Genomic DNA, 25231 nt, shown 5'->3' with positions numbered 1-25231 from the left:
GCGTGCCTCTTTCGCCTCCCGCGTCCTTCACGGCAGCCACGGGCGGATTCATTACCGCCGCCCTATGGAACACACAGGTTCGTGACGCAAACGCGTATTTCTCGGCGCCTCCCTCGTTCCGTGCCTACTCGACGGTTGCTCAGTCGCTAACCGATCAGGCATGGACGCCAATGCTCTTGGACGCTGAGCAGTTCGATAACTACGGCGGACACAGCATCACCACGAATACAAGCCGGTACACGGCGCCCCTCAGCGGCATTTATCTGGTGACCGGCGTTGCTGCATTTGCCACCAACACCACCAACAACCGTGCCGTTCGTTTGGCAGTGAATGGCGCGGCGTACGCCGGATCGTTCGTCAAGACACTTGCCGCTAGCGGCGGGTCATCTTCCGCTGTGTCGACCACAGCCCTTGTGATGTTGGGCGCGGGTGACTACGTGGAAGTCATGGGCTACCAGAACTCTGGCGCGGCCCTTAACACGTCCGTTTCCGGCCCTGACGTTTTTCCGTCGCTCTCCTGTCTCTGGGTGAGCAACTAAAGGGGAACCATGTCTATTCAGAGCAATAGCACCTTTTACACGATCAGTCTTGCCGACAGTAACGGCAATCCCATTCTTGACGCCCGGGTGGGAAACCAGTACGGCATGGACGATGCGACCTGGCTCAACCTCATTGAGACCCTTCGGGATTTCCCGTGGCCTACCGCGACGCGTCCCATCTATCTCTCAGCGAGTAAGAGCGTCAGCTCGGAAACGTACTACCAGTGCGACACGGCGGCCACTCCGCTGACCTTCAACTAAGGGGAATCCATGACCGTTAACGGCGTAGACGTTTCCAGCTTTCAGGCGGAGGCATTCCCGACCAAGGGACTCGCTTTCGCCTTCGTCAAGGCCACTGAGGCCACGAACTATGTGAACCCCAAGTACAAGGCACAGGTTGCGCACGCGCGTGCCGCTGGCCTTGTCGTCGGCCATTACCACTTCGGCCGGAACGGGGGCGCCAAGGAAGCCGACTACTTCCTGTCCAAGGTCGACCTGCACCCGGGCGATATTCTCGCTTTCGACTGGGAGACCAGCGGCGTGAGCCAGGCTGAGCGCGATGCTTTCGTGGCTCGGGTCAAGGCCAAGCAGCCTCACCACAAGGTGGTGCTGTATTGCAACGTCGACTATTGGAAGAATCGCGACAGCGACAACGGCGGCCCGGCTGACGGCCTGTGGATTGCCGACCCGAACCACGCCGCCGGACACCCGAACATCAAGCACTCTTGGGTGTTTCACCAGTATTCGTGGGCGGGCGGTATCGACCGCAACGTTGCCAATTTCAAGGACGCGAGGGCGCTGCGCGCTTGGGCGTCTTGGATTGAGAAGCCGATTCCGGCACCTGCCCCGACCAAGCCGACCCCGGCCCCGGCCCCGACCCTTGAGAGTCGCGTGAGCACGCTTGAGGCCAGGGTCAAGGGTCTGGAAGCCAAGGTGCACTAGGTGGACGGAGCGCAGATAGGACCGGGTGCCTGGTGGGCGCTGGGGGCGGTAGCAACCTCCCTGGTGACCACCGGCCCGGCCTACCTCGCCGCGAGGCGTAGCAGGGGTGCAGCGCGCGAGGAAGGGGCGCTAACCCGTGACGCTGTCAGCGAGGCAATCGGCCAACTGAACGGGCGTATTGATGAGCTGGGGGAGGGTTTGCGGTCCGATATAGCTGAGGTTCGAGACTGGCAGGCAGCGCACACGACTGACCACGCCATTGCGGCTATTCGGGACACCGACCCTCACCCTGGTAGACAGCGCCGGATGGAATTCCGGCGCAGAGAAACGGAGTAGATATGCAGCCGATTTCCGGCAAGGTAAAGGCGTCCACTGTGGCGGCTTCCGTGACCACTGTGCTTTCGGGCATTGTCGCCCCTCACGTCTTCAGCCACGGCGTCCCCAGCGATGTGCGCGGCCTCATTGAGGGTGTCGTCACCGGCGGTGTGACTTTCGCGTTCGGCTGGCTGGCCAAGCACGGCATTGACGGCGAGGCGCTGGCCGGTGATGTGGAAGCCGTCGCCGCCGACCTTGGGGTGCCGTTCAGTACCCTCAGCCAGGCTCCGGAGGACGCCCCGGAGGCTCCGACCGTAGTGGCCGCTGGTGATCGCTCTGTGGCCGTCGGCGGAGACGCGTCTAACGTCGTCGTCGGCTAGGAAGTGTTTGCCCTCTCAGGTAGGTAACTCACCTACTTGGGAGGGCATTTTGCGTAACATCGCGCTTTTGGGTAAGGCAGGGTCCGGCAAGGACACCGTTGCCGCTCATCTGGTGGCCGCCCACGGCTATACCCGGCTGGCCTTTGCCGACCCGCTGAAGGATATGGCGCTGGAAGTCGACCCGTTCGTTCAGCTTGTCGGGGGCGAGGCCATCCGCCTTTCCCGCGTCGTCGCGCTGCACGGGTGGGACCGAGCAAAGGAATGGTGCCCGGAGGTCCGGCGCCTGCTCCAGCACATGGGCCAGGGCGTACGCCAGCGTGACCGGTCTTTCTGGATTCGCGCCCTGCTCCGTGCCGCTGTCCAGATCCGGGGCCCCATCGTGGTCACGGATGTCCGGTACCTGAACGAGTATGCGGCGATGCAGCGCGCCGGATTCTCCACGGTCCGGGTAACTCGCCCCGGGGCTGGCCTAGTTGGTGCCGCCGGTTCCCACCACAGCGAGACGGAGCTAGACGACGCTCGCACCACGTCCGCCGTGCTCAATGACGGGTCTCTGGACCTGCTGAGGGCGCGAGTCGACCAACTTTTTTCGCTCTGACGACAGACCCCCTGTCACTGGCATTCGTGCTGGTGGCAGGGGGTTTTGCCATGTCCGGGCCCGGCGGAGCAGTTAGTAAATTTACTAGGCATGTGGCGGAGACCCTTCGGGCCGTGCTTAACTACTCCTACAACACAACGACAACGAGGGGCGGACGGAATGAACATCACCACCAAGACCGAGAACGGCAAGCACATCGCTGAGGTTCGGAACGGTGCGGGCGTGGTGTTCAAGACCGCCGCTTACCTCACGGAGGCCATGGCGCTGGCAGACGCTCAGTGCTGGGTTGCGTTCCACGGAGGGGAAACCATGGGCAAGATCACGGTGGACATGAACGAGACGTACTGCGCCCGGCAGGCGGTTACGCAGATCATGGCGGAGGTTCCGGCCGAGAATGTCCGGCGCGCCGTCGAAAGCGCGTATGCCGCTGGTCTGGTCGTGGAAATCAAGCGGGACACCCTTGACCACGACTACATCGAGATCAGCAACGGCAAGGGCAGCAGCTACGGCAAGTTCCACATCGGCGCTGACTTCCTCGCAACGTTCACCCGGAAGTACCTGGGTATCACCATGCTGACGCCCCGCAGCACGGAAACGGTGACCCGCCCGGAGCAGTACGGCCGCGCCGACTACTTCGGCAAGATCGAGATTTTCGACGCCATTGACCGCATGAGCGGCGAGCCGGTTCCCTATCAGGTGCACCGCGTCGACCACTACGACATCACGGTTAACGGACCCAAGGGCTACGTTCAGACCGGCCTCAGCAGCCTCCGGGATGCCGTGGAACTGATCAACAAGCTTCGCGGCTAGGTTGTAGACAACGGGGCCCCGGCTACATAGGCTGGGGCCCCACCTAATGAAAGGCTCCGTGATGACGTACCGACTCGCCCGCAGCATCCGGCCCGGCATGATGCTCGACACCCGCAACCCCAACTTCCACGGCCAGCCGGTGACGGACGTGACCCGGGTCGGCACCATGGTGGTGGTGACCGTGGCCAGCGGGGCGCAGCGCCAGTGGAAGGCGGACAGTGAGATCCCCACCCTTGGCGGCGAGTACACGCCCAAGCCCCGGCAGCCCCGTCTGCTGGCTGTGGGGGACCGTGTGGCGCCCAAGACGGATCTGGCGGCAGCCGGGACCGTGGTCGCGCTGGCAGAGCACAAGGGGTACGCCAGGGGCGGCTACCGGTCGCCGGGCGCGCTGAAGACGGCTACGGTCTACGAGGTGCGGTGGGACGACTACCCGGAGGCGGAGCCGAACCGGTACTTCCGCAGCGAGCTGACCGCGATCAGTCAGTAAATTTACCAACTGGCTTGTAACCGGGGGCACCGGTGTGCTTAACTGGTGCCCCACAACGACAGCACCACCAAGGGAGAGACTGAAAATGGCGAAGAACGAGACGGTTGAGACGGTGGCGGACCTGGCCGACGCGCTGGGGGGCGTTGATGAGACCGACCCCACCGTTGCCACCATCGAGCAGATTCACGCCAACATCGAGCGGGCCGTGTCGCTGGCGGAGGCCGAGAACACGGAGGGTCTGGCCGAGCTGAACAAGGAGACGGAGGCGCTGATCTCCGGTCTCCCGTCCCGGGGCAAGACGCCCGACGGCACCACGTTCGCCAAGTTCAAGCAGGAGAGCCGGAACGCGTTCCGCGAGGCGTCGCAGGCCAAGCCGAAGCCGGAGGCGGCCAAGGCCGTGGCGGTGAAGGAGGAAGCCCCTCCCACGGTCCAGAATGACTACACGCTGACGGAGGGCGTGAAGGAGATCGTGGACAACGGCGCCAACTTGGTGGCCGAGGGTGTCCGACTCCACGTGAAGACGGCTCAGACGGCCCGTCAGATCGCTGAGTCCCTGCTCGACACCCGGCGCCGGATCATCACGGCGGACGGCGTCCCGGACCTCAAGTCCATCACTCAGGCGAGCCGGAACGCGTCGGCCGACATGTACGGCGCGGCCCGTGAGGCGCTGGCGAAGGAATCCGGCGACGCCGAGCACGCCAAGGCGCTGGTGGGCAAGATCCAGACGGCCGTCAACAACCAGATGAGTGACGTGCTGGTGGGCTACGTCCGCGCGCTGGACGAAAACCCCGATGAGTTCAACACGCACTTTGGCAAGATCGCTGAGGCGCACCCGGAACTGTCCCCGGCGGAGGCCGTCTTCACGTTCTACGACATCCCGCGTAAGTCCAAGCGCGAGATCATGGCGGAGCGTCAGCGGGCCAAGGCGGACAAGCTCAAGGAACTTGAGGCCAAGGCTGAGGAGGGCGACGAGCAGGCCGCTGAGGCCGCCGAGGAACTGAAGACGGCCACCGTTCAGGAAAAGGTCGCGGGCGACGTTCAGGCGGCTGACAAGGCGCTTCGGCGGGCGCTGGCCACGGCCAAGGAACTGAGCGACAGCGACAAGGTTGCCCTCAAGGCCAAGATCATGGAATGGGTCGCGCTGGCCAATGAGCTGTAGGCAGTAGCCAGGATGGGGCCCGGGTCGGGGGACCGGGCCCCTTTCCTGTAAGACCTGAAGTGACGAATCGTCAGAAAGTAGGAGAGCAGTGAAGCGTCAGTACACGTTCAAGCTCGGAACCGTTAGCCCGACCACCAACGGGTGGGTTCACATCAATGCGTGGGTTGATGATGACCGAGACAGCGACCGGCCCCTGAAGTTGGAAGCCGACCCGTCTTGGGTCCTGGCCTACGCGGAGCGACTGGCGGAAGCCGCCCGGACAACCCTGAGGCTGAGGGAGGCGACCAAGGCGCCTACCGGACCGGCGAGCCTGCCGGACGCCACGGTTGAGCGATTCGACCGGGTCAAGGCGCGGCAGGGCCAGGAACACACGGACGCTGAAGCCGCCGACTACATCGCACAGGCGAGCAACCCCACGGGCCCCGGTCCCCAGTCTGAGCGCGACACCTACTTTGAGGTTGCGACGGACGGCGACGACTACGCGCATGCGTGGAACGAGGGGGACGCGCTGACCTACTGCGGACAGAAGCCGGTCGCCATTCTGGCCGGTGACCACTACTTGGGTATTTGGTGCCCCGGCTGCCACGGGCACCTGGGCCACAACTGAGCCAGGAAGGCCCCTAGCCGCCCCTCTAAGCCCCTCACAGCCCCGTCGAGTCTCCCAGGACCGGCGGGGCTTTCCCATGCCCTCAGACGGGTGCACAGCGCCTCACAGCGCCCGGAGTGGTGGTTGCGTGGTGCCGGTGGTGAAGTGATGGCTTTTTTCGTAAGGACGTAAGAAACCTAAGGGCAGTACAGAATTCCGACCCCTTTCACCACCACCACAACGGGAAGCCTCTGCGGTCCAGTGTTGGGGTACCTAACTGGAAGGGGCCGACCCGTGGCCAAGATTTCTACCGTTCAGCGTTCCGGCGCTCGCTTCTATGTGAACCCCGAGACGCGCGTGAGCCTGCCGGGTGTTACGTCGACGCTGTCAATGCTGCCCAAGCCGTTCCTGCGATTCTGGGGTCAGAAGCTAGTCGCTGAGGCCGCTGTGGACTCGTTCGATTTCCTGACCCGCATGGTTGAGACCGCCGGGCGAGAGGCTGCCGTCGACTACCTCAAGAATGCGCCGAACCGATACACCAAGCTCCGTGCCAGCGTAGGCAGCGAGGCGCACGACCTGTTCGAGCGCATGATTCGCGGTGAGTCCGTCGGCCGGGTCCACCCGGACCTTGAGCCGTACCGCCGGAATTTCGCTAACTTCCTCCGCATGGTGAATCCGGAGCTTGTACGCGCTGAGGACATTGCGTGGTCGGATACCCACGGCTACGCCGGTTCCTTTGATGCCATTCTCCGTGTCTGGGTAATCGAGCGCGAGGACGGCAAGGTCTTTATCGACCCGACGCGCGGAACGTTCAGCAAGCCGGTGCTGCTGATTGTCGACTGGAAGACGTCCAAGGACACCTACCCGGACGTGGCTTTGCAGATGGCTGCCTATGCCCATGCCGACAAGCTCATTGACCCTGAGGGCGACGAACACCCGATGCCGGAATTCGACGGTGCGGCCGTGCTGCACATCACGCCGGATGAGTGGGCGTTCAAGCCGGTGGATATCAGCCCCCGGGTCTTTGAGGTGTTCCTTGCCCTGCGGCACGTCTTCACGTGGGACCGGGAACTGTCCAAGGAAGTGCTTGGCCGTCCGCTGGCGCGTTCCGCTGGTCGTGTCGTGACCGGCACCCAGCGGAGGAAGTGAGGGCGCATGTTCACGGATATCTGGTTCTACCTGGCGCTGTTCATGTGGCTTGCGTGGCTCGGTAAGAGCGACCGGCGCTAGGGCCCCAAGTAGCCCCGTCGGCTGGCCTGTTGGCTGGCTGGCGGGGCTTTCTGCTGTCTGCCGACCGGCAGGAAGTGCTTGCGCTCTAGCAGGAATGCAACCAAGAAAACCCCCTAGAACGGAGCACCCCATGACGCGAGTCACGGTCCCGGCGAGCGAGGTAATCGAGACGCTGCGCGAGGTGGTCGCGGAGCAGCCTGACTACACGTACGAGGCGCCCGCACACATGGCGGGTGAGGGTGCCCCGCTCTCGTGCTTTTACGTCCATGTGGGTGGCAACGATGAGCCGGACACCCCCGGCTGCCTGGTTGGCCACGTGCTGAACCGGCTCGGCGTGCCGCTCGACCGGCTGGCCATGTACGAGGGGACCGGTTCCGGCGGCATGCTCGCGAGCGTGCTGGAGATCACCGGACCCCTTGACGAGATCTATCGCGTAGATGAGGCGCTGGCCCTGGCGCAGGACGCTCAGGACAACGGTTCCACGTGGGCTGACGCGCTGGAAGCCGCCACCCGGAAGCCGGGGGAGTAGCCGGGAAGTGCTTGCCGTCAAGGCACAGAGCAGTCGGTAAATTTACTACCTGAGAGGGACCCGACACATGCCCGTCCGCATTTTCGAGACCGACCCTGACGCACAGCCTAAGCGCCGGACGTTCACCAAGCAGGAATTTGCGTTCTACTTCCGCGCCGGTATGACGGTGATGGATGAGCGAGGGCGCAAGATTCCCACCACGCTCCCCGAGTGGCGCGTAACCGCCGCCGACCCTGCCGTTGCCGACGCCATCGCACAGCTTTACGGCGGGCGTGCCGAGGAGTGGGACACGGCCAAGGACGACGCCATGCAGGTACTCACCACGACTGACAAGGTTCAGATCGTGCTCTCCGGCGCTGGCGCCATTGAGGACAAGCTCATTCAGTGGGGGCGCAAGGGTCCCATCCATGAGTGCGACGGCGTGACCTCCCTCATGGATCGCAATTACGGCGAGCCGTGCGGCTGCCCGGAACTGCTTATGGAGCGTAAGGCTGCCGCCCGTGACGAGATGGGCCCGGCCCCGCACATCAAGACGTCGTTCCGTCTGGCCGACGATTACGACCTTGGGGTTGGCCAGTTCGTTTCCACGTCGTGGGATTTCCTGGTGTCGCTGCACGAGGTTCGCAACGACCTTGACGCTGTCGGCGGCGAGGCGCTGTGTGAGCTTTCGCTCGAATTGGTGGAGTACACCACTAAGAAGGGGCGCGAGGTTTCCTACCGGAAGCCGGTCATCAAGGTCATCAAGTCTTGGTCCGACGCTATCGCTGAGTGAAAGGGGCTCCGCCCAAATGGCTTTCTACGAGGTTTACCGCGAGGACGAAACCGGCTACGCGTCGGCGGTCGTTCGAGCCCACGGCACCCGTCAGGCGGTCAACGCGCTGACTCACCTTGGCTTCACTCTCGACAACTCGATTGTCGAGCGAATCCCGGACGGCCGACAGCAGCCGGTCAAGATCCTCAGCACCGTTGAGGAGTTCCGCGAGGCGCCTGAGGCTACCGCGCCACTGTTCGGGATGTAGCGCATGGTTACGCGCAATGGCGACGTTGCGCGCGGATGGCAGCAAGCCTTGAGAGTGGCGTCGGATGAGACTGTCCGGCGCCCTCTCTGGGAATTCCCGCCTGAGGCGCGCGAGGCGGTAAAGCATGAGCGGCGCCGCCGGTTTAAGTGGGACATTGACAGCGAGGGAGAGCGCTAGATGTTCAAGGTCGACCAGCAGGTTATGTACAAGCACATGACCATGCCAGCCACCATCCTGAGCGGCCCGCACCCGACTCACGGACGTGACCGCTGGCTTATCCGTAAGGCGGACGGCAAGGTGAGCCTGGTTCCTCAGACTGACCTCGCTGAGATCACGGAGCGGCGAGACCTGGCGGCCAAGGCCATATACGACTCGCTGGGGGGTTCCTACGGCTACACCTGGCGGACGGTGTCCATCGCCACCAAGCGGCGCTACCTGCTGGCCGCTGACGCTGTCCTCAAGGCACTCGACAGCAAGCCGCCCCTTGCCGTTGGGGACCGTATTCGCATTCTCAAGCGGAACGCGCAGTACGCGACGGTTTCCGTTGGGGAGGTGTTCACGGTAAATGGCGTGAACACTGAACGCGTCTCCGTCAAGCGGCGGGATTCAACCGGCAGTTGGTCATTCCGTATGAACACTGAGGGCGTCGACTGGGAGAGGGTGGCGTAGCCGTGGGCAAGCGAGGAACCGTCACGGACTACGGCGGCGACGAGATCTATTCCGGCGACCTGATCGCCTACGCGACCCGGCGGGGCAACGGTGTTCGCCTGTCTGACGCCGTGGTGCTCAAGGTGACCACCCGCACCATGTTCGGCCGGGTGATTCCTTTCCTGCTGGTCCGGCCGACCGGCAACGAAAGCGGCTTTGTCCGGCGCAAGACCCAGCGCGCTGTATGGGTCGCGGCCAATCACGTACGGCTAGTGCTTCCGGCGGAGGCGCTGTAGCCGTTTCTACCGGCCCGGTAGGTACCCCACGACTCCGGGGCGCCTGCCGGGCCGTTTTCTGTTTCGGAGGTTCGATGATCCGGCGTGTACGTATCACGCTTGCCAAGGCTCCAGCGCTGGGGGATATCCGGCGCCTTGGGGCTGGCGATTCCATTGAGGTGCATTCCGACGCTCATATGCGTAAGGACTGGCCTCGCTATGCCGACGCAATAGCCGTTGCCGTTACTCGCGGCGCTGGTGTTAGGAGAGTGGCCTAATGGCTTTCTGGTCCGGTTTCTTTATCGGCTTCTTTTCCGGATTCTGGTTCCTGCTGGTGTGCCTTATCGGTATCGGCACTGGGGGCGACCGGTGAGAGTGGGGCTTAGTCCGTGGCGGCGAACACCGCTACGCGAGGGTGGCCGGTACCGCTGGCGCCGCCTGTTCTGTCATCGCCGGTGGGCGCTGGTGTGGGTCGAATGGACGGGGGAGTCGTGAAAGTCTGCCGTGGCTGTGGCCGTGCGAAAGCTGCTGAGGCTTTCTTGGCTGGTAAGGCGCAACGCGTTTCGTCTATGTGTTCAACCTGTCGCCGGAAAGCAGCGGCCGACCACCGGCGCCGGTACTACGCCAGCCTGCCGCCGGACAAGCGTCACACGCTAACTCACAAGCGCCGTGCCGACGGCTACGGGGTCAAGCACGAGGAATACAGCCGGACGGCCATCCTGGCTCGCTGGGGCCGTGCCTGTGCCTACTGCAACGGGGTCGCCACCCATCTGGACCACGTCCACCCGCTGTCCAAGGGCGGCCAGGATGCGGAGCACAACATTGTCCCGGCGTGCGCTCCGTGCAACCTGAGCAAGGGTGCCAAGACGCTGGCCGAGTGGGCGGAAACCTTCGGCCCGGAGCCTCCGCCGTTCTAGGAAGTGCTTGCGCTCTAGGCGGACCGGAAGGGAGAAAACATTGAAATTCCAAGAGATCCTGTCCCGGTTCGCCAGCGTGAGCGAGACGACTGACGGCTACCTGGCCGTGTGCCCGGCGCATGCCGACTCTCGCCCGTCGCTGCGCCTGTGGTACGGCGAGGACGGCAAGGTACGCATTCACTGTCGGGCAGGGTGCAAGCCGGGCAACGTCACCCGGGCCGCTGGCCTCATGCTGGCCGACCTGTTCGACGCTGAGGGACCGGGGCTGACGGTTCCGAAAGAGCCCCCGGCGCCTGCTGGTGACGGCCACGTGGCCGCCCTGGCGTTCTACGTCGACACCACGTCTCGTGCGCTGTTCGACTACGACGACGAGTGGGCTGGCGAGGCTCGCCGGTATGCCGTCCGGCGGTTCGGTCTCAGTGAAGACCTCATGGCGGATATGGAGCTTGGCGTCAGCAAGCCGGGTACCCAATTCCGTTACGCGTCGCGGGCGTTCAGTCAGTACGCGCGCCTGACGGTTCCGCTGATGGATTTCGCCGGTCGACCGCGCGGCTTGCAAGGTCGGGACCTCACCGGTTCGTGCCCCGGTCGCTGGGTCAGCCTGAGCAACCCTGAGGGCCACCGATGGGCCGCCTACGGCGTGTTCAGGGGCCAGGGTGGCTACGGGGTCACCATCGTGTCTGAGGGGCCGGGAGACGGCCTTACAGCGGCTTCTGTGGGCTATGACGCCGTGAGCATCCGTGGCGCTGCGCTCGCCGGTAATCCCGACCTGTTGCGCGAGCTGGCGGAAGGGCTCAAGGGCAGCCAGGTAATCGCTGCTGGCGACGACGACGACGCTGGCCGACAGTTCAACCGGCGCTTGGCCGACGGACTCAAGCCCTACGGAATCACGGTCTACGCCCTGCCGCTGAGTGCCCCGGATATTACGGATTGGCGCGCACAGGCCGGACCGGCTGACTTCCCGGCGGAATTCCATGCTGCGGTCAAGGCTGCCGCTCCGGTGGTCGGCGTACATGAGGCCGTTGCCGTGGCTGCTACGCAGTCCCTCGCGGAGCGCACTGGCGCGGATTTCGTCAGCCGTGATCAGGGCGTGGAAGCCGCCCGCATGCTGGGGGAGCTGACCAAGCAATACGGGGAGTCGCACGCGATTAGCGCCTATGCGCTGGTGGCTTGGACGGACGGCCGTATCAAGCACGCCCCGGAGCTGGGATTCATGGTCTGGAATGGCCGTGTGTGGGAGCGGAGCGCAACCAAGGTCCGGCAGGAAATCCACCGGATGGGTGCCGCCCTGGCACTGGCCGGTGAGACCGTGGCCGCTAAGTCGTTCCTGAACACCACCGGCATTGACAGCATCCTGACCGAGCTGAAATCGGTTCCCAGCGTTCACGTCGCCGCCCATGCTTTCGACAGCGCTACGCACCTGCTGACGTTCCGCAACGGCACGGTCGACCTGAGGACGGGTCAGCTCCGCCCGCACAATCCGGCGGACATGATGACCTACTCGCTGGATATCGACTACCGGCCGGAAGCCACGGCGCCTCGCTGGGAAAAGTTCCTGGCGGAAGTCTTCCCGGACAACCCTGAACTTCCCGCCTACATGCGCCGGATGGTCGGCTACGGCATTACCGGCGACGTGAGCGAGCAGGCTTTTGCGGTGCTCTGGGGGAAGGGCGCCAACGGCAAGAGCGTGTTTACCGACACGCTGACTTCCGTGTTCCGCAATGTCACCCGAACCACCGGCTTTGCCACGTTCGAGGAAAAGGCGAACGGCGGAATTCCCAACGACATTGCGGCACTGCGCGGTTCCCGCCTGGTGATGGCCAGCGAGGGTGAGGCCGGAAAGCCTATGAGCGAGGCCACGCTCAAGCGGGCCACTGGCAAGGAAATGATGCAGGCGCGATTCCTCCGGAAAGAATTCTTCGAATTCAAGCCCCAGTTCCTCATCATGCTGGCGACGAACCACAAGCCCCGGTTCAAGGGGCAGGATGAGGGGCTTTGGCGACGCGTCAAGCTCATCCCGTTCACTCGCTGGTTCGCCCCGCACGAGCGTGACTATGAGCTTGACCGGAAGCTACTGGCGGAATCCGAAGGGATCGCCGCTTGGGCCGTACGGGGAGCCGTCGAGTGGTACGCCCGTGGCTTGGGCGAGCCGTCGAGTATCACGGAGGCGACCCAGGAATACCGGGCCACGTCCGATGCGCTGGCCGGTTTCTACTCCGCCGACCCGTCCGTGTCCGCCGTGCTGGTCAAGGATGCCCGGAGCGTCATGAACGGTACCGACGCGTTCAGCGCGTATCTCGACTGGTGTGAGGCGGAAAACCTCCCCATGAAAGAGCGCTGGACCCGGCGTGGCTTTTACAGCGCCATGGAAGAACGGGGCGTTTACAAGAAAGCCACCAACAAGGGGGTTGGGCTGGTCGGCGTGCGGCTGGCCGACGCTCCGATGGCTGCCGACGGCCCCGGGATCTTCCGCAAGGACGCGTAGCGGCACCTAGTAAATTTACCGACTGCCTTAGGGGCGAGGGAGTGTTTGCACTCCCTTGCCCCCATGGAGGTGCATGCATGCAGACCTTTCGGTATGACGTTGCCGGAGACACGATCACAGTCAATGTCCCGGAGACTGACGAAGACTTGCGCGCGTTCTTCGCTTGGGTGGCGTACGCCAATCCTCGCGGCCCTATCGCGCTGGACACTGAGACAACGGGGCTCGACATATTCAGCCCCACCTACGGGCTCCGCACCGTTCAGTTTGGCGACGGCCAGACGGCATGGGTGATCCGCTGGGAGTGGGGCGGGCGGTTCGTTGAGGCGGCCCGTTGGGCGCTCAGGGTGATTGACCGGTTCCTCATTCACAACGCGTCCTTTGACTGGTTGGTGCTCGACCGGCACGCCGGTGTGCCGCTGGAAAAGCTCTGTGCCAAGACGACAGATACCCGTCTGCTCGCTGCGCTGGTCGACCCGCGCCAGCCCCAAGACGGCGGCATAGGAACCGGCCTCAAGCCCCTCAGTGCGTTCTATGTCGACCCGTCCGCTCCCGACACGGCTGGCGACCTTACGGCGGTATTCCGCTCCCTGGGTCTGACCAAGGAAACCGGCTGGCGGGGTATCGACATTCGGCACCCCACGTACAACCTGTATGCCGGACTCGACGTGATCTACACGTCTCGGCTTGAACCAGTGCTGCGCAGCGAGATGAGCCGGTTGGATGTGCGCCCGGCACTGGAGCCGTACGAGCATGAACTAGCTTTCATCTGTGCCTACATGATGCGTACCGGCTTCCTGCTCGACCGGGAATATACCCAGGAACTTGCCGACCGGCTGAGCGGCGAGGAGATCCGCTACCGGGCCACGGCGGAACGCTACGGCGTGACCAACGTGAACAGCACGGCACAACTCGCTGTCGCGCTGGAAGCCATGGGGGAGACCCTGACGGAGCGGACGGCGTCCGGCAACATCAAGGTAGACAAGACTGTCCTGCTTGAGCTTGCCGACCTTGACCGTGACTGGAAGCCGCGAGGCACCCGCACGCCTAACCCGTTGGCTGACGCCGTTATGCGAGCCAAGCGAGCCGGTAAGTGGCGCACGTCGTATGCCGATACGTTCCTTGACGTGGTCGACGCTGACGGCCGGGTGCACCCGTTCGTGAACTCGCTGCAAGCGCGGACGGCCCGCATGTCGATTACGCGTCCGGCGCTTCAGACCCTCCCGTCTTCTGACTGGGTCATCCGGCGCGCACTGCTGGCGGAGCCGGGTCACGTCATGGTGTCGACCGACTTCACGGCCGTTGAAATGCGCGTGCTTGCTGCCCTGGCCAATGTCCGGCGGATGCGCGAGGCCATATCCAGCGGAGCCGACCTGCACGATTTCACGGCGTCCCTGGTGTTCGGCGCTGGCTTCACTAAGAAGCATCGCAAGATCGCCAAGGGCATCGGATTCGGCAAGGTCTACGGCGGCGGGGCGGTAAGCATTGCCCGACAGACCGGCGCTGACGAAACGGATGTGCGCCGTGCGCTGGCCGCCTACGACTCCGTCTATCCGGAAATCAGAAGGTGGTCGAACAAGCTCCAGCGCGAGGCGCGGGCCAACAACTGGGTCGGGCTCAGCGCCACCGGACGCAACCTCCCGGTCGACCGTAACCGCGCTTACGCCATCGTGAATTACGTGGTCCAGTCGACCGCGCGTGACTGTCTCGGCAATGCGCTGATTCAGGCCAAGGAATCCGGCCTGCTGGATTACATGCGCCTGCCTATCCATGACGAGATTCTTGCGTCCGCTCCGCAGCGCGAGGCGCCGGAAATCGCCAAGGAATTCGAGCGCTGTATGACGTTCAGTCTCGGGGGAGTCCCCATTGAGGCTGAGGCGGAAATCGGCGGGCGAAGCTGGGGCAGCCTGTATGGGGCAGCGGCATAAGCGCGTCGCGCGCGAGAGGGGGCGGGATGTTCTACCGGCGTAAGCGGGTGAGTCCCGCCCCCGACCTAGATCAAATCTACGCACAGTGGGCTGAAGCGGACGCATGGGCGTGTATCTACTGCGGAGCACCCTGGGAGCACGCCGACCACTTCCACCCGCTGGCCCGTGGGGGAGCGGACGTGGCCGGAAACATCTGGCCCGCATGCGCGCTGTGTAACGTCACGAAAGCGGACCGTGACCCCTATGAGTACCTACGATCACTCGGCGTAGCGGCTGAGGCAGTTAGTAAATTTACTGAGTGACGTGACCGAATCTTGACCCTGACGCCTCGACCAGTGTCATGGCCACGTATCCGAAGGTAACACCCCCGTTCTACGCGGGTGGCGTCCGTGGAATCTAATGCGTGTAGGGCGCAGTGATCATGGTTTCACAGTCTGTGAAGATCATCTAGCGCGCTGACCAGCCGTTTTCACGTCTTCCACACAAGTGCATGCGGACGTACGTTCAAGCCTCAACGAACGGCGGTCAGCAAAGGCCACGCCCCGCCGGGAGTACGCACCTCCTGACGGGGCTTACTCATGCCCTGAAGCATCTGTGACGTACGTCTCAGGCGTGGCCCGCTCTCTCAGGAAGTGCTTGCGCTCCAGCACCAAGCAACCCCTGAGAAACGGAGCTAATCCGCCATGATCGCTATCACCATCGAGCAGATCCGCAGCGCCGCCGACAAGACGGCCGCCGACCACCTCACCGCTTTCGCCGCCGTGATGGACGCGTTCGGCCAGCGGATCGGCCAGTTGGCGAACAAGTACTCCACCAACGGCACCCGCAACCACGACCTTGCCGAGGAACTTGAGCAGGAAGGCCGGATAGCCGTCTGGCAGTGCATTGAGCGCTTCCAAGGCGAGAGCGTCGCGCAGTTCTTCACCTACGTCGACCGGACCCTCAAGGGCGTGATGGACGACAAGCGCCGCACGGAGACCCGGCAGGGCGTCAGCGAGGACACGGCCCGCCGGTTCGAGCAGTGCTTGACCGTGTGCGCCGGTGACCCGTACGAGGCGGAGCGCGAGGCCACCCGGCCGGACGGATGCCTTGGTAAGTGGCGCCTGTCGGCTGACATGGCCTATGCGGCTCGGCTGGCCTGGCTCGGCTCCGCCTACCTTGACGCGCCTTCCAAGGGCGAGCACGGGGACGACATGCCGACCCTGGCCGACCGGCTTTCCCAGGACGGCTTCCTGTCCGTCAGCGTCGACCTTGCTGACCCGTCGGATGTCGAGCGCGGTCGGCGGGCGGCTATCAAGGCTGCCGTTCACGCCACGCTGGCCCGGATGGGTCGCCAGCAGCGCTACGTACTGAGCGCCGATTACGGCATTGACCCGGTCGCCCCGCTCGACAACGACCGCGAGATTGCCGAAGCGCTGGACGTGGCGGAGACCCGCATCACGGTTATCCGCTGGAAGGGCAAGGAACGGTTCCGGGAGCTTTACCTCAAGGGCGAGAGCGTCACGGCGGAGCGTGCCGCGTGAAGACGTGCACCAAGTGCGGCGAGGAAAAGGCACTGTCTGAATTTCACCGCGATGTGAGCAGGGCGTACGGGGTTAAGTCAGCGTGCAAAGAATGTGCGGCGCGCTGGTTCCAAGGAAATGGCCTCCCGAAAATACGCAGGCAGTCAGCTAAGAGATTCGGAATAACTGAGTCCGTGTGGTTGGAGCTGAAAGAGCGGCCCTGTGATGTGTGCGGCGCAATGCCCGGCGAGGGTGGGGGTAGGGGAAGGCACCACATTGACCACTGTCACGAAACCGGCGCCGTGCGCGGGGTGCTGTGCATGGGATGCAACACAGGCATCGGCAAGCTGTGCGACTCGCCCGAACTACTCGCCCGAGCAATCCACTACCTGACCCGTGGCGCTGATTACCGCGCCGTCGACCGAGAGGCGTAGCCCAGTGCAGACTTTCAAGCTCATCAACGGATTCACCATCACGGCGGAGCGCGTAGGGGCGGGGATCGAATTCGTCACCCGGAACGCACAGGGCGAGGTAACCAGCAGCGTGACGCGCGGCTTTGCGGAGTCGGTTCCGCTCATCAAGCGGCTTGCCTGCCGGGCGCTGTAACTAACCATTGACCGGGGCAGTGGGGGAGTGTGGTCGGCCTCCCTCGCTGCCCCTCCCAGCGAAAGGGGCTACGCCCGTGAAGATTGAGATCCTGGCTCACACGCATATCCGTGAGTTTCTGCTTGCCGATGAGTACGGCTACGACCAGTGGGGGACCGGCGTGAACCGGCTTCCCGTGACCGACGCTGACGTACTAGGCGAAGCCGCCGGACGGATCTGCTACCACTCTTGGGGGCGCCAGCGGCCCGCTACAGCGACGAACGCCGGGTACCTGGCCAACATCCTTGACCACGGTCACTACAGCGTCCTAGAGCACGCCTCAGTGACCTTCCTCGTGCGAGGCGTCAGCCGGTCCCTGCTCGCTGAACTGACCCGGCACCGGCACCTGAGTTTCAGCGTGGTCAGTCAGCGGTACGTCGACCACGGCGACACGGCCCCTGTGGTGCCCCCCGCGCTCAGTGATTCGCTGTATGGCAAGTGCACCCTTGAGGACGCGTACAAGGCTGCCCTTGAGGCGTACGGGGCGCTTGTGCGGGACCTCACGGAAAAGGGTCTCAGCCGTAAGGCTGCTCGCGAGGCGGCCCGTGCTGTGCTCCCGAACGCTGCCCCGGTCGACATGATCGTGACCGGCAACCTGAGGGCGTGGCGCGACGTACTCGGCAAGCGTCACAGCGAGCATGCCGACGCTGAGATTCAGGGCTTTGCCCGGGAAGTGCTTGCGCTCCTGAAGGAAATAGCCCCGAACAGTTTTCAGGATTTCAAGGGAGAGTGACCCAATGGCTTTCGACATGTTCAGTGCGGCCCGCCGAGTTGCCGCGCAGTACCGGGAAATCTTTGAGGCGCTGGTCGAAATCGGCTTCAGCGAGACTCAGGCCATGACCATCCTTACCGCGCTGATTGGGGCCCCCGTTGGCCAGGCGGAGTAAGCGGCTGATTCGGCGGCTGGAGCAGAGACACTGGAAGGCTGAGGTAAGTGAAGAAAGTTAAGCGGATCGTGGGCGCCGTAGGCATCATGCTCGCCGCCCTGCTGGGGTACACGCCCTGAGGTACTGCGAACGGAGTACGGGCGAGGCGCCAGCGCAGCTAGTCGGTAACAACCAGCCGGTTGGCCTGGCGGAGCGGCCCGACTGGGATACATACTTTCTGTTGGGTGCGACTTGGGCGGCTTCTCGTGCCGACTGCACCCGGCGGAAGGTGGGCGCGATTCTGGTCAACGCGAGGAATGAGGTTCGGGGCGTCGGCTACAACGGAGCCCCGGCGGGAATTCCCGGATGCCTTAGCGCTGGAGCGTGTCCGCGAGGAAAGCTAAGCGCCAGCGAGTGCGAGCCGGGCAGCGATTACGCCAACTGCATTGCCGACCACGCCGAACGCAATGCACTACGGCACGCTAATCCTGCGGAACTACGGGGCGCGACGCTTTATGTCACGGATGAACCGTGCCCCTCATGCTGGACGCTGATACGGGCGGCTGGCATACGCCAAGTCGTTACCCCAGATCGTAAATTTACCAACTGCCCGGAGGATGAATGATTAAGCGCCTGGGAATCGCCGCGCTCGCTGGCCTCGCCCTCAGCCTCGCGGCTGGTTGTGGTACCGCCGATGGTCTCAACAACGGGGACCCGGTCACGCCGACGGCCACGACCACGGTCACGGTCACGGCCACGCCCCATGCGGTCCACCACAAGCACCGCAGCTAGTAAATTTACCAACTGGGTCCGGCTTTCAGCTTGCACGCTGAGGGTCGGGCCCTTTACGTTGTCCTCAGTACACACGACAGCAGGGGAGGGGAACGGTGCTCAAGACGGGAGACCGGGTCACCTACGTGGGCAACATGGCGGAGGCCAAGGGCATGCGCGGCGTGGTGACTGGTCCCGGCAAGACGGAAGGGCGCTACCAGGTTGAGTGGCTGGGGCTGGGTTCCGTGATTGACATGTCTGATACCGTTCTGTCCAAGGACAGCGAGCCGGAGGAAACCAAGATGACGCAGGGCGGGAAGCACTACTACCAGCACCAGGACGGCACGGTCAGCACGCGTACCAGTAAAACCATGGTCTACACGTACGCCGTCGAGTCGGTCGAAAACCGCTGGTTGGTGGCCAAGATCAAGCACGCCGAAGCTCGGAAGATCCGCGCGGACCGACTCAAGTTCATTGAGGCCGTCAAGGGCGGCAAGGTGGCCTACGAGTCCGACCCGCTGCCTCACAGCCCCGACCGGTCGAATGTGTACCTCGTTCACGCCGACGGCGAGCGCTATTGGCTTGACTCCGGCAGCCCCATGGCGCCGGTCGACCTCAAGGCTGCCGTCCGTGACCGCCTGTCCCGCTACGACGAACAGATTGCCAGGGCTGAGGCGGAGGGACGTGAGGCGGAGTCCGGCCCGCAGTTCCACTACGGCATTTACCGCTGGTCTCAGACCCCGGCGGCCGCCAACAAGGCGCAGGCGGAGTTCACCCGGAACCACGGCGCCGGAACGACGACGTTCAGGGTCGTAAAGGTTCACCAGCGGTAGGGGAGCGGAGAGCGACCACCTAGTAAATTTACTAGGTGGTCGCTTTCTTTTGTTTCCCTAAGTAATGATTCGGTAATGCCGAATGTGGGCCGAGACGACTTGGTGAAAACTATAGAAACTCTGTTGCCATAGCTGCTGTCTACACGGGAACGATCATTTAAAGTTGAAGCTTAGGTTCCGCTTACGGGGCCGTAAGTTGCAACGGGGCAGCGGGGTTTCAGCCATGCCATGGAGGAACGTCCCCACAGTGGACGTGTTCATTGAGTTCGCCACAGCGTCGCCCACCGGCTGGCACTGGGTTGTCCATCCCGCCGGACCGGCAGCCGAGATGGTCTACAACCGGGCTGAACTGATCGACGTCATGAGGACGTACGGAAGATGGGGCAGTGTCATGGCCAACGGCGGCCACATACGGATCACAGCGCGAGGACGCTTCAGTCAGAATCGCTGGCTGGGGGAGTGGCAGTGGGTCGGCCATCACCCCATGTCTGATCCGTGGATTCACGTTCCGGCGTGGCCGACGATCCCGTTCGCCGCGCAGCTAGTCATTCCGCCCTACGCGGAGCACGACGATCACAAGCTTGTCGACACGGGCGCTACAGACGTGAGGACGCTGCGCATGAGGCCGGTACCGGCGGACGATCCTGTGCCGGATACCGGGCCGCATGTGGGGTACCGCCACGACGTGCCGCACGAGGGGGCGTTGCCGGATCTCTACGGACTGCGCCACACCAGCGGCGACCGGTTCACGGAATAGGTGCAGAGGCCACTTGGTTCATTATGCACGTACCTACACCACACCCAAGGATCGCCCCGATGCTTTGCCCGTTCACTGAGTCCCGACCCGTGACGTTCATCCGCGAGGACGGAACGACGATCACCCGGGACGTTCACGGCTACGCCTGCGGCCAGCCGACCATCACGCCGACCGCCGATGCGTGCGCCGACCACATAGACCGTGCCTGCTGGGGGCAAGCCGAGTGAAGCGATTCGAGCGCCTTACTGGCTGCCTCAGCCGTGCCGACGCTGACCGGCTATGGAAAGACCTAGTCGCCTACCGGAAGGCCACCCGGCAGCCGTGGTCCATCGCTCGCCGGAAGTACGGGCGGGGTTGGGCGCTGTATGAGGTCACACAAGCCCCTGAGGGGGCACAGGAAGGCCCCGAACACCCTTCGGGGGATAAGGGCGTCCGGGGCGGCTGACAGGGGCTTAGACGGGCGCTCAGGGCCCCGCGATGCGGCTGAGCCGGTAGAGACCCCATAGGCGCTGACCCTCAGCGCAACCCTGGGTCGGCTCCGACCTGTTGGCTACGCACTGGTCGCACTGCTCGCTGGCCTTGTTGTGGCCGACGTGCCGCATGTAGTCGCGGTAGGCGAGGGTGACGGCGTCCTGGCCAAGGTTCATGACTCGCCCCCGGCCGGGGTGAGCTTGTCAGGGTCGGCGGCCCATTCGACTCCGCCACCCTCGGGCCGTAGCAGTACCTCGCCCGCCCATTCCGCCATGACTACGCCGGTCTTACCTGACTGCTCGTCACGAACCAGCGTGCCGACAGCGGGGAGTTGAGCGCTCATGCCGACACCCCCAGCAATTCGGCGCAGTAAAGGCAGCATCGAATTCCGAGGGTGCCGACCGGCATAAGCCTTTGAGTCGACCCGGTGCAGAGCATGCAAAGAGCCGTCCGGCATTCCTGGGTCGCTTGCCCATTGCCGCCGCACGGCTCTGAGGTAAGCGACATTCTCAGCGCTCGCGCGCTGTCCGCTCGGGAGATCATCTTCTGTTGTCCTTTGGCCTGTGGCCCGCCCTGTGACGGGCACTCAGACCAGCGTACGCAGGCTATGTGTTCGTGTCTGTACTTCCGTCAACACGGAGCACATACGTTGTCCGGCCGACGATCACGGTATTGGCGCCCTCCCTGATCTGCTGTGCGGCCCGTTCGAATTCCTCGGCCCGTTCCTTGTTCTCACGCGCTACGCGCTCCCACATGGCCGCCCGCCCCTCCAGCTTGGCCAGCAGCTCGGCGACGCTGGCGTACGGCTTGATCTTGGGCGGCATGATCGGGGACTCAGGTTCCATGCGGGGGAGCGTAGCGGGACCGGCCTACCGGCAGCCGGGCGGGGCGTCTGACCTGCTGAGACGGCCGTTCCCACCACTACCCCCTTACATCATGGTTTCTTCGAAGTGCCGCAGCGGGTAGTTGAGGATCACGACCGCGCTGTAGACGGTGACGAGTTCGCCGACCGTGATCCGTCCCTGCCGGGCCAGGCCGACGCCGTGCCAGACCACGGCGACCAGCAGCAGTCCGGGCAGCAGCACCTGGATCGCGGAGATCAGGGACCACATGCGGGCGCTGCGCACGGCCGCGTGGCGCACTTCCTGCGAGGCGCGGCGGTAGCGGTCGAGGAACAGTTCCTCGCCGCCGATCCCGCGCAGCACGCGCAGGCCCGCGACGGTGTCCGAGGCGAGTTCGGTCGCCCGGCCCGCCTTCGTGCGCTGGACGTCGGCCCGGCGCGTCGCCCGGGGCAGCAGGGGGAGCACGGCGAGCGCCACGACCGGCAGGCCGACGGCGACGACGAGTCCGAGGGCGGGCTGGTAGACGGCCAGGCCGACGCAGACCACGACGACCGTCAGGGCGGCCGCGGTGAACCGGGAGACAGCCTCGACGAACCAGCCGATGCGTTCCACGTCGCCGGTGGAGACGGCCACCACCTCGCCGGCCGCGACCCGCCGGGTCAGCGCGGACCCCAGCCGGGCCGCCTTGCGCGCGAGCAGTTGCTGGACCCGGGCGGCGGCGGTGATCCAGTTGGTGACGGCGGTCCGGTGCAGGAAGGTGTCGCCGACGGCGGTCCCCGTGCCGCACAGCGCCAACAGGCCGCCCGCCAGGGCGAGCCGGGTGCCGGAACGGTCGATGACGGCCTGCACGGCGAGTCCGACGCAGAAGGGCATGGCGGAGACCGACACGAAGTGCAGCAGTCCCCAGGCCAGCGCCTTGAGCTGGCCGCCCGCCTGGTTGCGCCAGAGCCACCACAGCAGGCGTGGTCCCGAACGCGCGTCCGGTACGCCAGGGTTGGGGTACGGAAGGTCTTGAATCTGCATGACGTCCCAGTGGCTCGTGTCGGGAGGGCGGCGGCGGCAAGCCGTGACAGGGTCGCGTCGCAGAGCGGTGGATTTCAATCGATTTTCCCGGACGGTCCGTGTAATGCGCAGAGTTCCGGCCAGGTGCCGTGGAGGGGCCGGAGGGTCCGTCCGTGGGAGCGGTCGCCCGGTGGGGTGAATGTCCGGAAGATCGCATGATCGGCCGAGGGGATGTCACCATGGGCGCGTGCAGATCGACAGGGTGCGGCGAGTGACAGTAGCGGTGGCGGCTTTCGGAACCTTCGTGGCGGCCCTGACCGCGTGCGGTGCGGGGGGACCTGGCCACAGCGACCCACAACCGGGCGGCGAGGCGACCCGGTCCGGCGCGGGCAGCCGCGACTCGCGCGTCGTCCCGGGGGTCGGTGCCCGGCTGCTCAAGCGCATTCCGGCGAACTCCCGGCAGGTCGTGGCCGTCTACGGCGAAGGCAAGGACTCTGCGGACTCCACGGTCGTGCTCTACGCCAAGCAGGGCGCGACCTGGCAGCGGGTCCGCAGCTGGCCGGCGCACAACGGCAAGAAGGGGTGGACCCTCGACCACCACGAGGGTGACCGGCGCAGCCCCGTCGGTGTGTTCTCCCTCACCGACGCGGGCGGCGTGCTCAAGGACCCCGGTGCCGCTCTGCCGTACACACAGGACCCGTCCATCGCGGCGCCCCACTGGTGGGCCAAGTCGCACTGGCACGACTTCGACTACGTGATCGCCATCGACTACAACCGCGTCAAGGGAACCCCGCCGAACAACCCGACCCGCCCCCAGGGCCAGGCGAAGGGCGGCAGCATCTGGCTGCACATGGACCACGGCAGCGGCACGTCGGCCTGCGTCAGCATGTCGAAGCAGGCCATGGAGTACCTGCTGCGCACACTCGACCCGGAGCGGCATCCGGTGGTGGTGATGGGGGACAAGGCGGACCTGGCGGGGTAGCGCTGTGGCGCGGGACGCCTCATTGCGGGGCGGCCCCGACTCCCCGTAGAACACCGGCCATGAGAAGACGGATGGTCATGTCCATGCTCGCCGGGGCGACCCTTCTGGCGAGCACGATCCTCGGCACTGGGACCGCCGCGGCGCACACCGGCGCCCGGGCCGCCGCACGACCCGCGGACGCTCCCGCCGAGTTCGGCACCGACTGGCACGACCCGGTGACGGCCGCCCCGCCGGTCGACCGGCCGCACACCAAGTCCTGCCAGGTCACCCTGGCCGAGACCCAGTTCCGGGACTTCACGCCCTACCGGGGCGCGTACACACCGCCCCGCGGCTGCGGCGACCGCTGGAGCAAGGTCGTGCTGCGTCTCGACGGCAAGGTGAAGGGCCGCCAGTACGACCGCCTCGGCTACCTGCACGTCGGCGGCGTCGAGATCCTGCGCACCTCGACGCCCGAGCCGTCGCCGGACGGCATCGAGTGGCACGTGGAGAAGGACGTCACCCGGTACAGCGACACCTTCCGCTCCCCGCGGGACGTCGAGATGCTCATCGGGAACGTCGTGGACGACACCTACACGGGTGTCATCGACGTGAAGGCGACCCTCACCTTCTACAAGGGCCGTCCCGAGAGTCCTGCCCCCGACCGTGTCCTCACCCTCACCGACACGCCGGACGGCACGACCCTCACCACCCCGCGCAACAGCGAACGCGTCGTCGCCGAGGTGTACGCCACCGGATCGGGCGGCGGCTGCGAGGAGTTCTGGTACCTGACCGTGGCCGATCCGGCGTCGTACTCCTGCAAGGCCGACCACGGGCCGTACCGCGAGGTGCAGATCAAGGTCGACGGCCGCCTCGCCGGGATCGCCGCCCCGTTCCCGAACGTGTGGACCGGGGGATGGTCCAACCCCTTCCTCTGGTACGTCGTGCCCGCGCCGGGCGCCTTCGACGTCCGGCCCGTCCAGTACGACCTCACGCCCTTCGCCGGGCTGCTGAACGACGGCCGCCCGCACCGCGTCGAGGTCTCCGTCGTGGGCGTGCCCGCGGGGCAGTCCGGCTGGAGCGTCCCCGTCAACGTCCTGGTCTGGCAGGACGCGCACCGCGCCCGGGTCACCGGCGGACTCACCGGGGACACGGCGACCGACATCGCCAACACCTCCACCTACACGCCCGGTCCGGAGAACCGTGTGGACACACGGGCCGGGCACCGGCTCACCGTCTCGGGCTACCTGGACACCTCGCACGGCCGGGTGACCACCACCGTCACCCGCACCCTCGCGAACACCTCGGCGCACCGCTGGACCGAGGGCGAGAACACGGACGGCCTGGACGCGACCTGGACGGACGACGAGACCGTCGCGGTGCGGGGACAGGGCCCCGAACGGTCGACGCACACCCGCCGGACGTACACGATGAACGGCGCCACGACCCTCGGCACGGACGACCGGCTGCGCACCCTGCTGACCCTCGGCGACCGGGCGGCCGTCGTGGAACGGCGGGACGGGCTGCGCACCGCCTGGTCGCGACTCGACGACACCTACACCGGCGACGCCGCGTACACGGTCAACGTCCCGCGCGACCAGCGGCACGCGGTCGGCACCTCCCACGAGCGCTACCACGTGCAGGGTGCCGCCGGCTGCTACGACCGGGAGCTCACCACGGCGCAAGGAGCGCTGACCGAGGACCGCAGCCGCTGCTGAGACGGCCACGGCCCCCGCTCCC

The 25231-nt window shown here is 65.1% G+C and carries 32 protein-coding genes and 1 pseudogene; 30 read left to right on the top strand and 3 right to left on the bottom strand.

Features of this window, described 5'->3' with window-relative positions; all coding sequences use genetic code 11:
• Window positions 1-2: 2 nt before the first annotated feature.
• The 28 genes from PV343_RS01425 (at window position 3) to PV343_RS01300 (ending at window position 20218) form a co-directional block, all read left to right on the top strand.
• On the top strand, window positions 3-539 hold the full coding sequence (locus PV343_RS01425) for a hypothetical protein (protein ID WP_319144880.1): 537 nt from the start codon (window positions 3-5) through the stop codon (window positions 537-539).
• 9 nt (window positions 540-548) lie between these two features.
• Window positions 549-800, top strand: coding sequence for a hypothetical protein (locus PV343_RS01420; protein WP_319144879.1), 252 nt, complete (start codon window positions 549-551; stop codon window positions 798-800).
• A gap of 9 nt (window positions 801-809) precedes the next feature.
• Window positions 810-1481, top strand: coding sequence for a glycoside hydrolase family 25 protein (locus tag PV343_RS01415; RefSeq protein ID WP_319144878.1), 672 nt, complete (start codon window positions 810-812; stop codon window positions 1479-1481).
• Window positions 1482-1819: 338 nt separating this feature from the next.
• The gene (locus PV343_RS01410) at window positions 1820-2176 is read left to right on the top strand and encodes a hypothetical protein (protein ID WP_319144877.1); all 357 of its coding nucleotides are present in this window, start codon (window positions 1820-1822) and stop codon (window positions 2174-2176) included.
• A gap of 67 nt (window positions 2177-2243) precedes the next feature.
• On the top strand, window positions 2244-2774 hold the full coding sequence (locus PV343_RS01405) for a hypothetical protein (RefSeq protein ID WP_319144876.1): 531 nt from the start codon (window positions 2244-2246) through the stop codon (window positions 2772-2774).
• A 159-nt stretch (window positions 2775-2933) separates the two neighbouring features.
• Entirely contained in the window at window positions 2934-3584 is a 651-nt protein-coding gene (locus PV343_RS01400) for a hypothetical protein (RefSeq protein ID WP_319144875.1), read from the top strand.
• A gap of 61 nt (window positions 3585-3645) precedes the next feature.
• Window positions 3646-4071 carry a hypothetical protein gene (locus tag PV343_RS01395; protein ID WP_319144874.1) on the top strand — a complete coding sequence of 142 codons (426 nt, stop codon included), beginning with the start codon at window positions 3646-3648 and terminating at the stop codon, window positions 4069-4071.
• Window positions 4072-4156: 85 nt separating this feature from the next.
• The gene (locus PV343_RS01390) at window positions 4157-5230 is read left to right on the top strand and encodes a hypothetical protein (protein WP_319144873.1); all 1074 of its coding nucleotides are present in this window, start codon (window positions 4157-4159) and stop codon (window positions 5228-5230) included.
• 88 nt (window positions 5231-5318) lie between these two features.
• The gene (locus PV343_RS01385) at window positions 5319-5837 is read left to right on the top strand and encodes a hypothetical protein (protein ID WP_319144872.1); all 519 of its coding nucleotides are present in this window, start codon (window positions 5319-5321) and stop codon (window positions 5835-5837) included.
• Window positions 5838-6110: 273 nt separating this feature from the next.
• Window positions 6111-6965 (top strand): hypothetical protein, encoded by an 855-nt coding sequence (locus PV343_RS01380; protein WP_319144871.1) that lies wholly within the window; start codon window positions 6111-6113, stop codon window positions 6963-6965.
• Window positions 6966-7176: 211 nt separating this feature from the next.
• Complete coding sequence (locus PV343_RS01375) at window positions 7177-7575, top strand: hypothetical protein (RefSeq protein WP_319144870.1); 399 nt, start codon at window positions 7177-7179, stop codon at window positions 7573-7575.
• Between the two features lie 67 nt (window positions 7576-7642).
• Window positions 7643-8347, top strand: coding sequence for a hypothetical protein (locus PV343_RS01370; RefSeq protein WP_319144869.1), 705 nt, complete (start codon window positions 7643-7645; stop codon window positions 8345-8347).
• 16 nt (window positions 8348-8363) lie between these two features.
• Window positions 8364-8594 (top strand): hypothetical protein, encoded by a 231-nt coding sequence (locus tag PV343_RS01365; RefSeq protein ID WP_319144868.1) that lies wholly within the window; start codon window positions 8364-8366, stop codon window positions 8592-8594.
• Window positions 8595-8771: 177 nt separating this feature from the next.
• Window positions 8772-9263, top strand: coding sequence for a hypothetical protein (locus PV343_RS01360; protein ID WP_319144867.1), 492 nt, complete (start codon window positions 8772-8774; stop codon window positions 9261-9263).
• Window positions 9264-9265: 2 nt separating this feature from the next.
• Window positions 9266-9538, top strand: coding sequence for a hypothetical protein (locus PV343_RS01355; protein WP_319144866.1), 273 nt, complete (start codon window positions 9266-9268; stop codon window positions 9536-9538).
• A 548-nt stretch (window positions 9539-10086) separates the two neighbouring features.
• A complete protein-coding gene (locus PV343_RS01350) occupies window positions 10087-10434 on the top strand; it encodes an HNH endonuclease (protein ID WP_319144865.1) in 348 nt (115 codons plus the stop codon).
• A gap of 40 nt (window positions 10435-10474) precedes the next feature.
• Window positions 10475-12919: a phage/plasmid primase, P4 family gene (locus tag PV343_RS01345; RefSeq protein ID WP_319144864.1), complete on the top strand. Its 2445-nt coding sequence runs from the start codon at window positions 10475-10477 to the stop codon at window positions 12917-12919.
• Between the two features lie 77 nt (window positions 12920-12996).
• Window positions 12997-14844 carry a DNA polymerase gene (locus PV343_RS01340; RefSeq protein ID WP_319144863.1) on the top strand — a complete coding sequence of 616 codons (1848 nt, stop codon included), beginning with the start codon at window positions 12997-12999 and terminating at the stop codon, window positions 14842-14844.
• Between the two features lie 26 nt (window positions 14845-14870).
• Window positions 14871-15146 carry an HNH endonuclease gene (locus PV343_RS40230; RefSeq protein WP_415923437.1) on the top strand — a complete coding sequence of 92 codons (276 nt, stop codon included), beginning with the start codon at window positions 14871-14873 and terminating at the stop codon, window positions 15144-15146.
• 381 nt (window positions 15147-15527) lie between these two features.
• Window positions 15528-16367, top strand: coding sequence for a sigma factor (locus tag PV343_RS01335; RefSeq protein WP_319144862.1), 840 nt, complete (start codon window positions 15528-15530; stop codon window positions 16365-16367).
• Entirely contained in the window at window positions 16364-16780 is a 417-nt protein-coding gene (locus tag PV343_RS40225) for an endonuclease domain-containing protein (RefSeq protein ID WP_415923436.1), read from the top strand. Before PV343_RS01335 ends, PV343_RS40225 begins: the two co-directional genes overlap by 4 nt.
• Window positions 16743-16952, top strand: a complete 210-nt coding sequence (locus PV343_RS01330) for a hypothetical protein (protein WP_319144861.1) — start codon at window positions 16743-16745, stop codon at window positions 16950-16952. Before PV343_RS40225 ends, PV343_RS01330 begins: the two co-directional genes overlap by 38 nt.
• Window positions 16953-17028: 76 nt before the next feature.
• Window positions 17029-17724 carry an FAD-dependent thymidylate synthase gene (thyX, locus tag PV343_RS01325; RefSeq protein ID WP_319144860.1) on the top strand — a complete coding sequence of 232 codons (696 nt, stop codon included), beginning with the start codon at window positions 17029-17031 and terminating at the stop codon, window positions 17722-17724.
• 4 nt (window positions 17725-17728) lie between these two features.
• Window positions 17729-17878 (top strand): hypothetical protein, encoded by a 150-nt coding sequence (locus PV343_RS01320; protein WP_319144859.1) that lies wholly within the window; start codon window positions 17729-17731, stop codon window positions 17876-17878.
• 115 nt (window positions 17879-17993) lie between these two features.
• Window positions 17994-18482, top strand: coding sequence for a deoxycytidylate deaminase (locus PV343_RS01315; protein WP_319145161.1), 489 nt, complete (start codon window positions 17994-17996; stop codon window positions 18480-18482).
• Entirely contained in the window at window positions 18479-18649 is a 171-nt protein-coding gene (locus PV343_RS01310) for a hypothetical protein (protein WP_319144858.1), read from the top strand. The genes PV343_RS01315 and PV343_RS01310 overlap by 4 nt, the downstream gene beginning before the upstream one ends.
• A gap of 95 nt (window positions 18650-18744) precedes the next feature.
• Window positions 18745-19461, top strand: a complete 717-nt coding sequence (locus tag PV343_RS01305) for a hypothetical protein (protein ID WP_319144857.1) — start codon at window positions 18745-18747, stop codon at window positions 19459-19461.
• Window positions 19462-19708: 247 nt separating this feature from the next.
• On the top strand, window positions 19709-20218 hold the full coding sequence (locus PV343_RS01300) for a hypothetical protein (RefSeq protein ID WP_319144856.1): 510 nt from the start codon (window positions 19709-19711) through the stop codon (window positions 20216-20218).
• Window positions 20219-20682: 464 nt separating this feature from the next.
• Here the strand turns inward: PV343_RS01300 and PV343_RS01295 are convergent, their stop codons facing one another.
• The 3 genes and pseudogenes from PV343_RS01295 to PV343_RS01285 form a co-directional block, all read right to left on the bottom strand.
• Window positions 20683-20865 (bottom strand): hypothetical protein, encoded by a 183-nt coding sequence (locus PV343_RS01295; RefSeq protein ID WP_319144855.1) that lies wholly within the window; start codon window positions 20863-20865, stop codon window positions 20683-20685.
• Between the two features lie 429 nt (window positions 20866-21294).
• Window positions 21295-21534, bottom strand: coding sequence for a hypothetical protein (locus PV343_RS01290; RefSeq protein WP_319144854.1), 240 nt, complete (start codon window positions 21532-21534; stop codon window positions 21295-21297).
• 87 nt (window positions 21535-21621) lie between these two features.
• Window positions 21622-22554, bottom strand: a pseudogene (locus PV343_RS01285) (ABC transporter transmembrane domain-containing protein); the annotation flags it as partial.
• A gap of 262 nt (window positions 22555-22816) precedes the next feature.
• On the opposite strand from PV343_RS01285, the gene PV343_RS01280 reads away from it, so the two are divergent.
• Both PV343_RS01280 and PV343_RS01275 read left to right on the top strand, forming a co-directional pair.
• Window positions 22817-23515: a L,D-transpeptidase family protein gene (locus tag PV343_RS01280; RefSeq protein ID WP_319144853.1), complete on the top strand. Its 699-nt coding sequence runs from the start codon at window positions 22817-22819 to the stop codon at window positions 23513-23515.
• A gap of 59 nt (window positions 23516-23574) precedes the next feature.
• On the top strand, window positions 23575-25209 hold the full coding sequence (locus PV343_RS01275) for a peptide-N4-asparagine amidase (RefSeq protein ID WP_319144852.1): 1635 nt from the start codon (window positions 23575-23577) through the stop codon (window positions 25207-25209).
• The last annotated feature ends 22 nt before the right edge of the window (window positions 25210-25231 follow it).

The organism is Streptomyces sp. WI03-4A, from assembly GCF_033792105.1.
GTDB lineage: Bacteria > Actinomycetota > Actinomycetes > Streptomycetales > Streptomycetaceae > Streptomyces > Streptomyces collinus_A.
The sequence above is the reverse complement of the archived record's forward strand: the minus strand, read 5'-3'. Positions and strand labels throughout refer to the sequence as shown.

Bases quoted from the DNA above. Each gene is read 5' to 3' on its own strand.
- PV343_RS01360 (WP_319144867.1), top strand. From the start codon at position 8,772: ATGTTCAAGGTCGACCAGCAGGTTATGTACAAGCACATGACCATGCCA.
- PV343_RS01400 (WP_319144875.1), top strand. From the start codon at position 2,934: ATGAACATCACCACCAAGACCGAGAACGGCAAGCACATCGCTGAGGTT.
- PV343_RS01290 (WP_319144854.1), bottom strand. From the start codon at position 21,534: ATGGAACCTGAGTCCCCGATCATGCCGCCCAAGATCAAGCCGTACGCC.
- PV343_RS01390 (WP_319144873.1), top strand. From the start codon at position 4,157: ATGGCGAAGAACGAGACGGTTGAGACGGTGGCGGACCTGGCCGACGCG.
- PV343_RS01340 (WP_319144863.1), top strand. From the start codon at position 12,997: ATGCAGACCTTTCGGTATGACGTTGCCGGAGACACGATCACAGTCAAT.
- PV343_RS40230 (WP_415923437.1), top strand. From the start codon at position 14,871: ATGTTCTACCGGCGTAAGCGGGTGAGTCCCGCCCCCGACCTAGATCAA.
- PV343_RS01335 (WP_319144862.1), top strand. From the start codon at position 15,528: ATGATCGCTATCACCATCGAGCAGATCCGCAGCGCCGCCGACAAGACG.
- PV343_RS01350 (WP_319144865.1), top strand. From the start codon at position 10,087: ATGTGTTCAACCTGTCGCCGGAAAGCAGCGGCCGACCACCGGCGCCGG.
- PV343_RS01320 (WP_319144859.1), top strand. From the start codon at position 17,729: ATGGCTTTCGACATGTTCAGTGCGGCCCGCCGAGTTGCCGCGCAGTAC.
- PV343_RS01295 (WP_319144855.1), bottom strand. From the start codon at position 20,865: ATGAACCTTGGCCAGGACGCCGTCACCCTCGCCTACCGCGACTACATG.
- PV343_RS01310 (WP_319144858.1), top strand. From the start codon at position 18,479: ATGATTAAGCGCCTGGGAATCGCCGCGCTCGCTGGCCTCGCCCTCAGC.
- PV343_RS01410 (WP_319144877.1), top strand. From the start codon at position 1,820: ATGCAGCCGATTTCCGGCAAGGTAAAGGCGTCCACTGTGGCGGCTTCC.
- PV343_RS01375 (WP_319144870.1), top strand. From the start codon at position 7,177: ATGACGCGAGTCACGGTCCCGGCGAGCGAGGTAATCGAGACGCTGCGC.
- PV343_RS01415 (WP_319144878.1), top strand. From the start codon at position 810: ATGACCGTTAACGGCGTAGACGTTTCCAGCTTTCAGGCGGAGGCATTC.
- PV343_RS01365 (WP_319144868.1), top strand. From the start codon at position 8,364: ATGGCTTTCTACGAGGTTTACCGCGAGGACGAAACCGGCTACGCGTCG.
- PV343_RS01275 (WP_319144852.1), top strand. From the start codon at position 23,575: ATGAGAAGACGGATGGTCATGTCCATGCTCGCCGGGGCGACCCTTCTG.
- PV343_RS01420 (WP_319144879.1), top strand. From the start codon at position 549: ATGTCTATTCAGAGCAATAGCACCTTTTACACGATCAGTCTTGCCGAC.
- PV343_RS01395 (WP_319144874.1), top strand. From the start codon at position 3,646: ATGACGTACCGACTCGCCCGCAGCATCCGGCCCGGCATGATGCTCGAC.
- PV343_RS01370 (WP_319144869.1), top strand. From the start codon at position 7,643: ATGCCCGTCCGCATTTTCGAGACCGACCCTGACGCACAGCCTAAGCGC.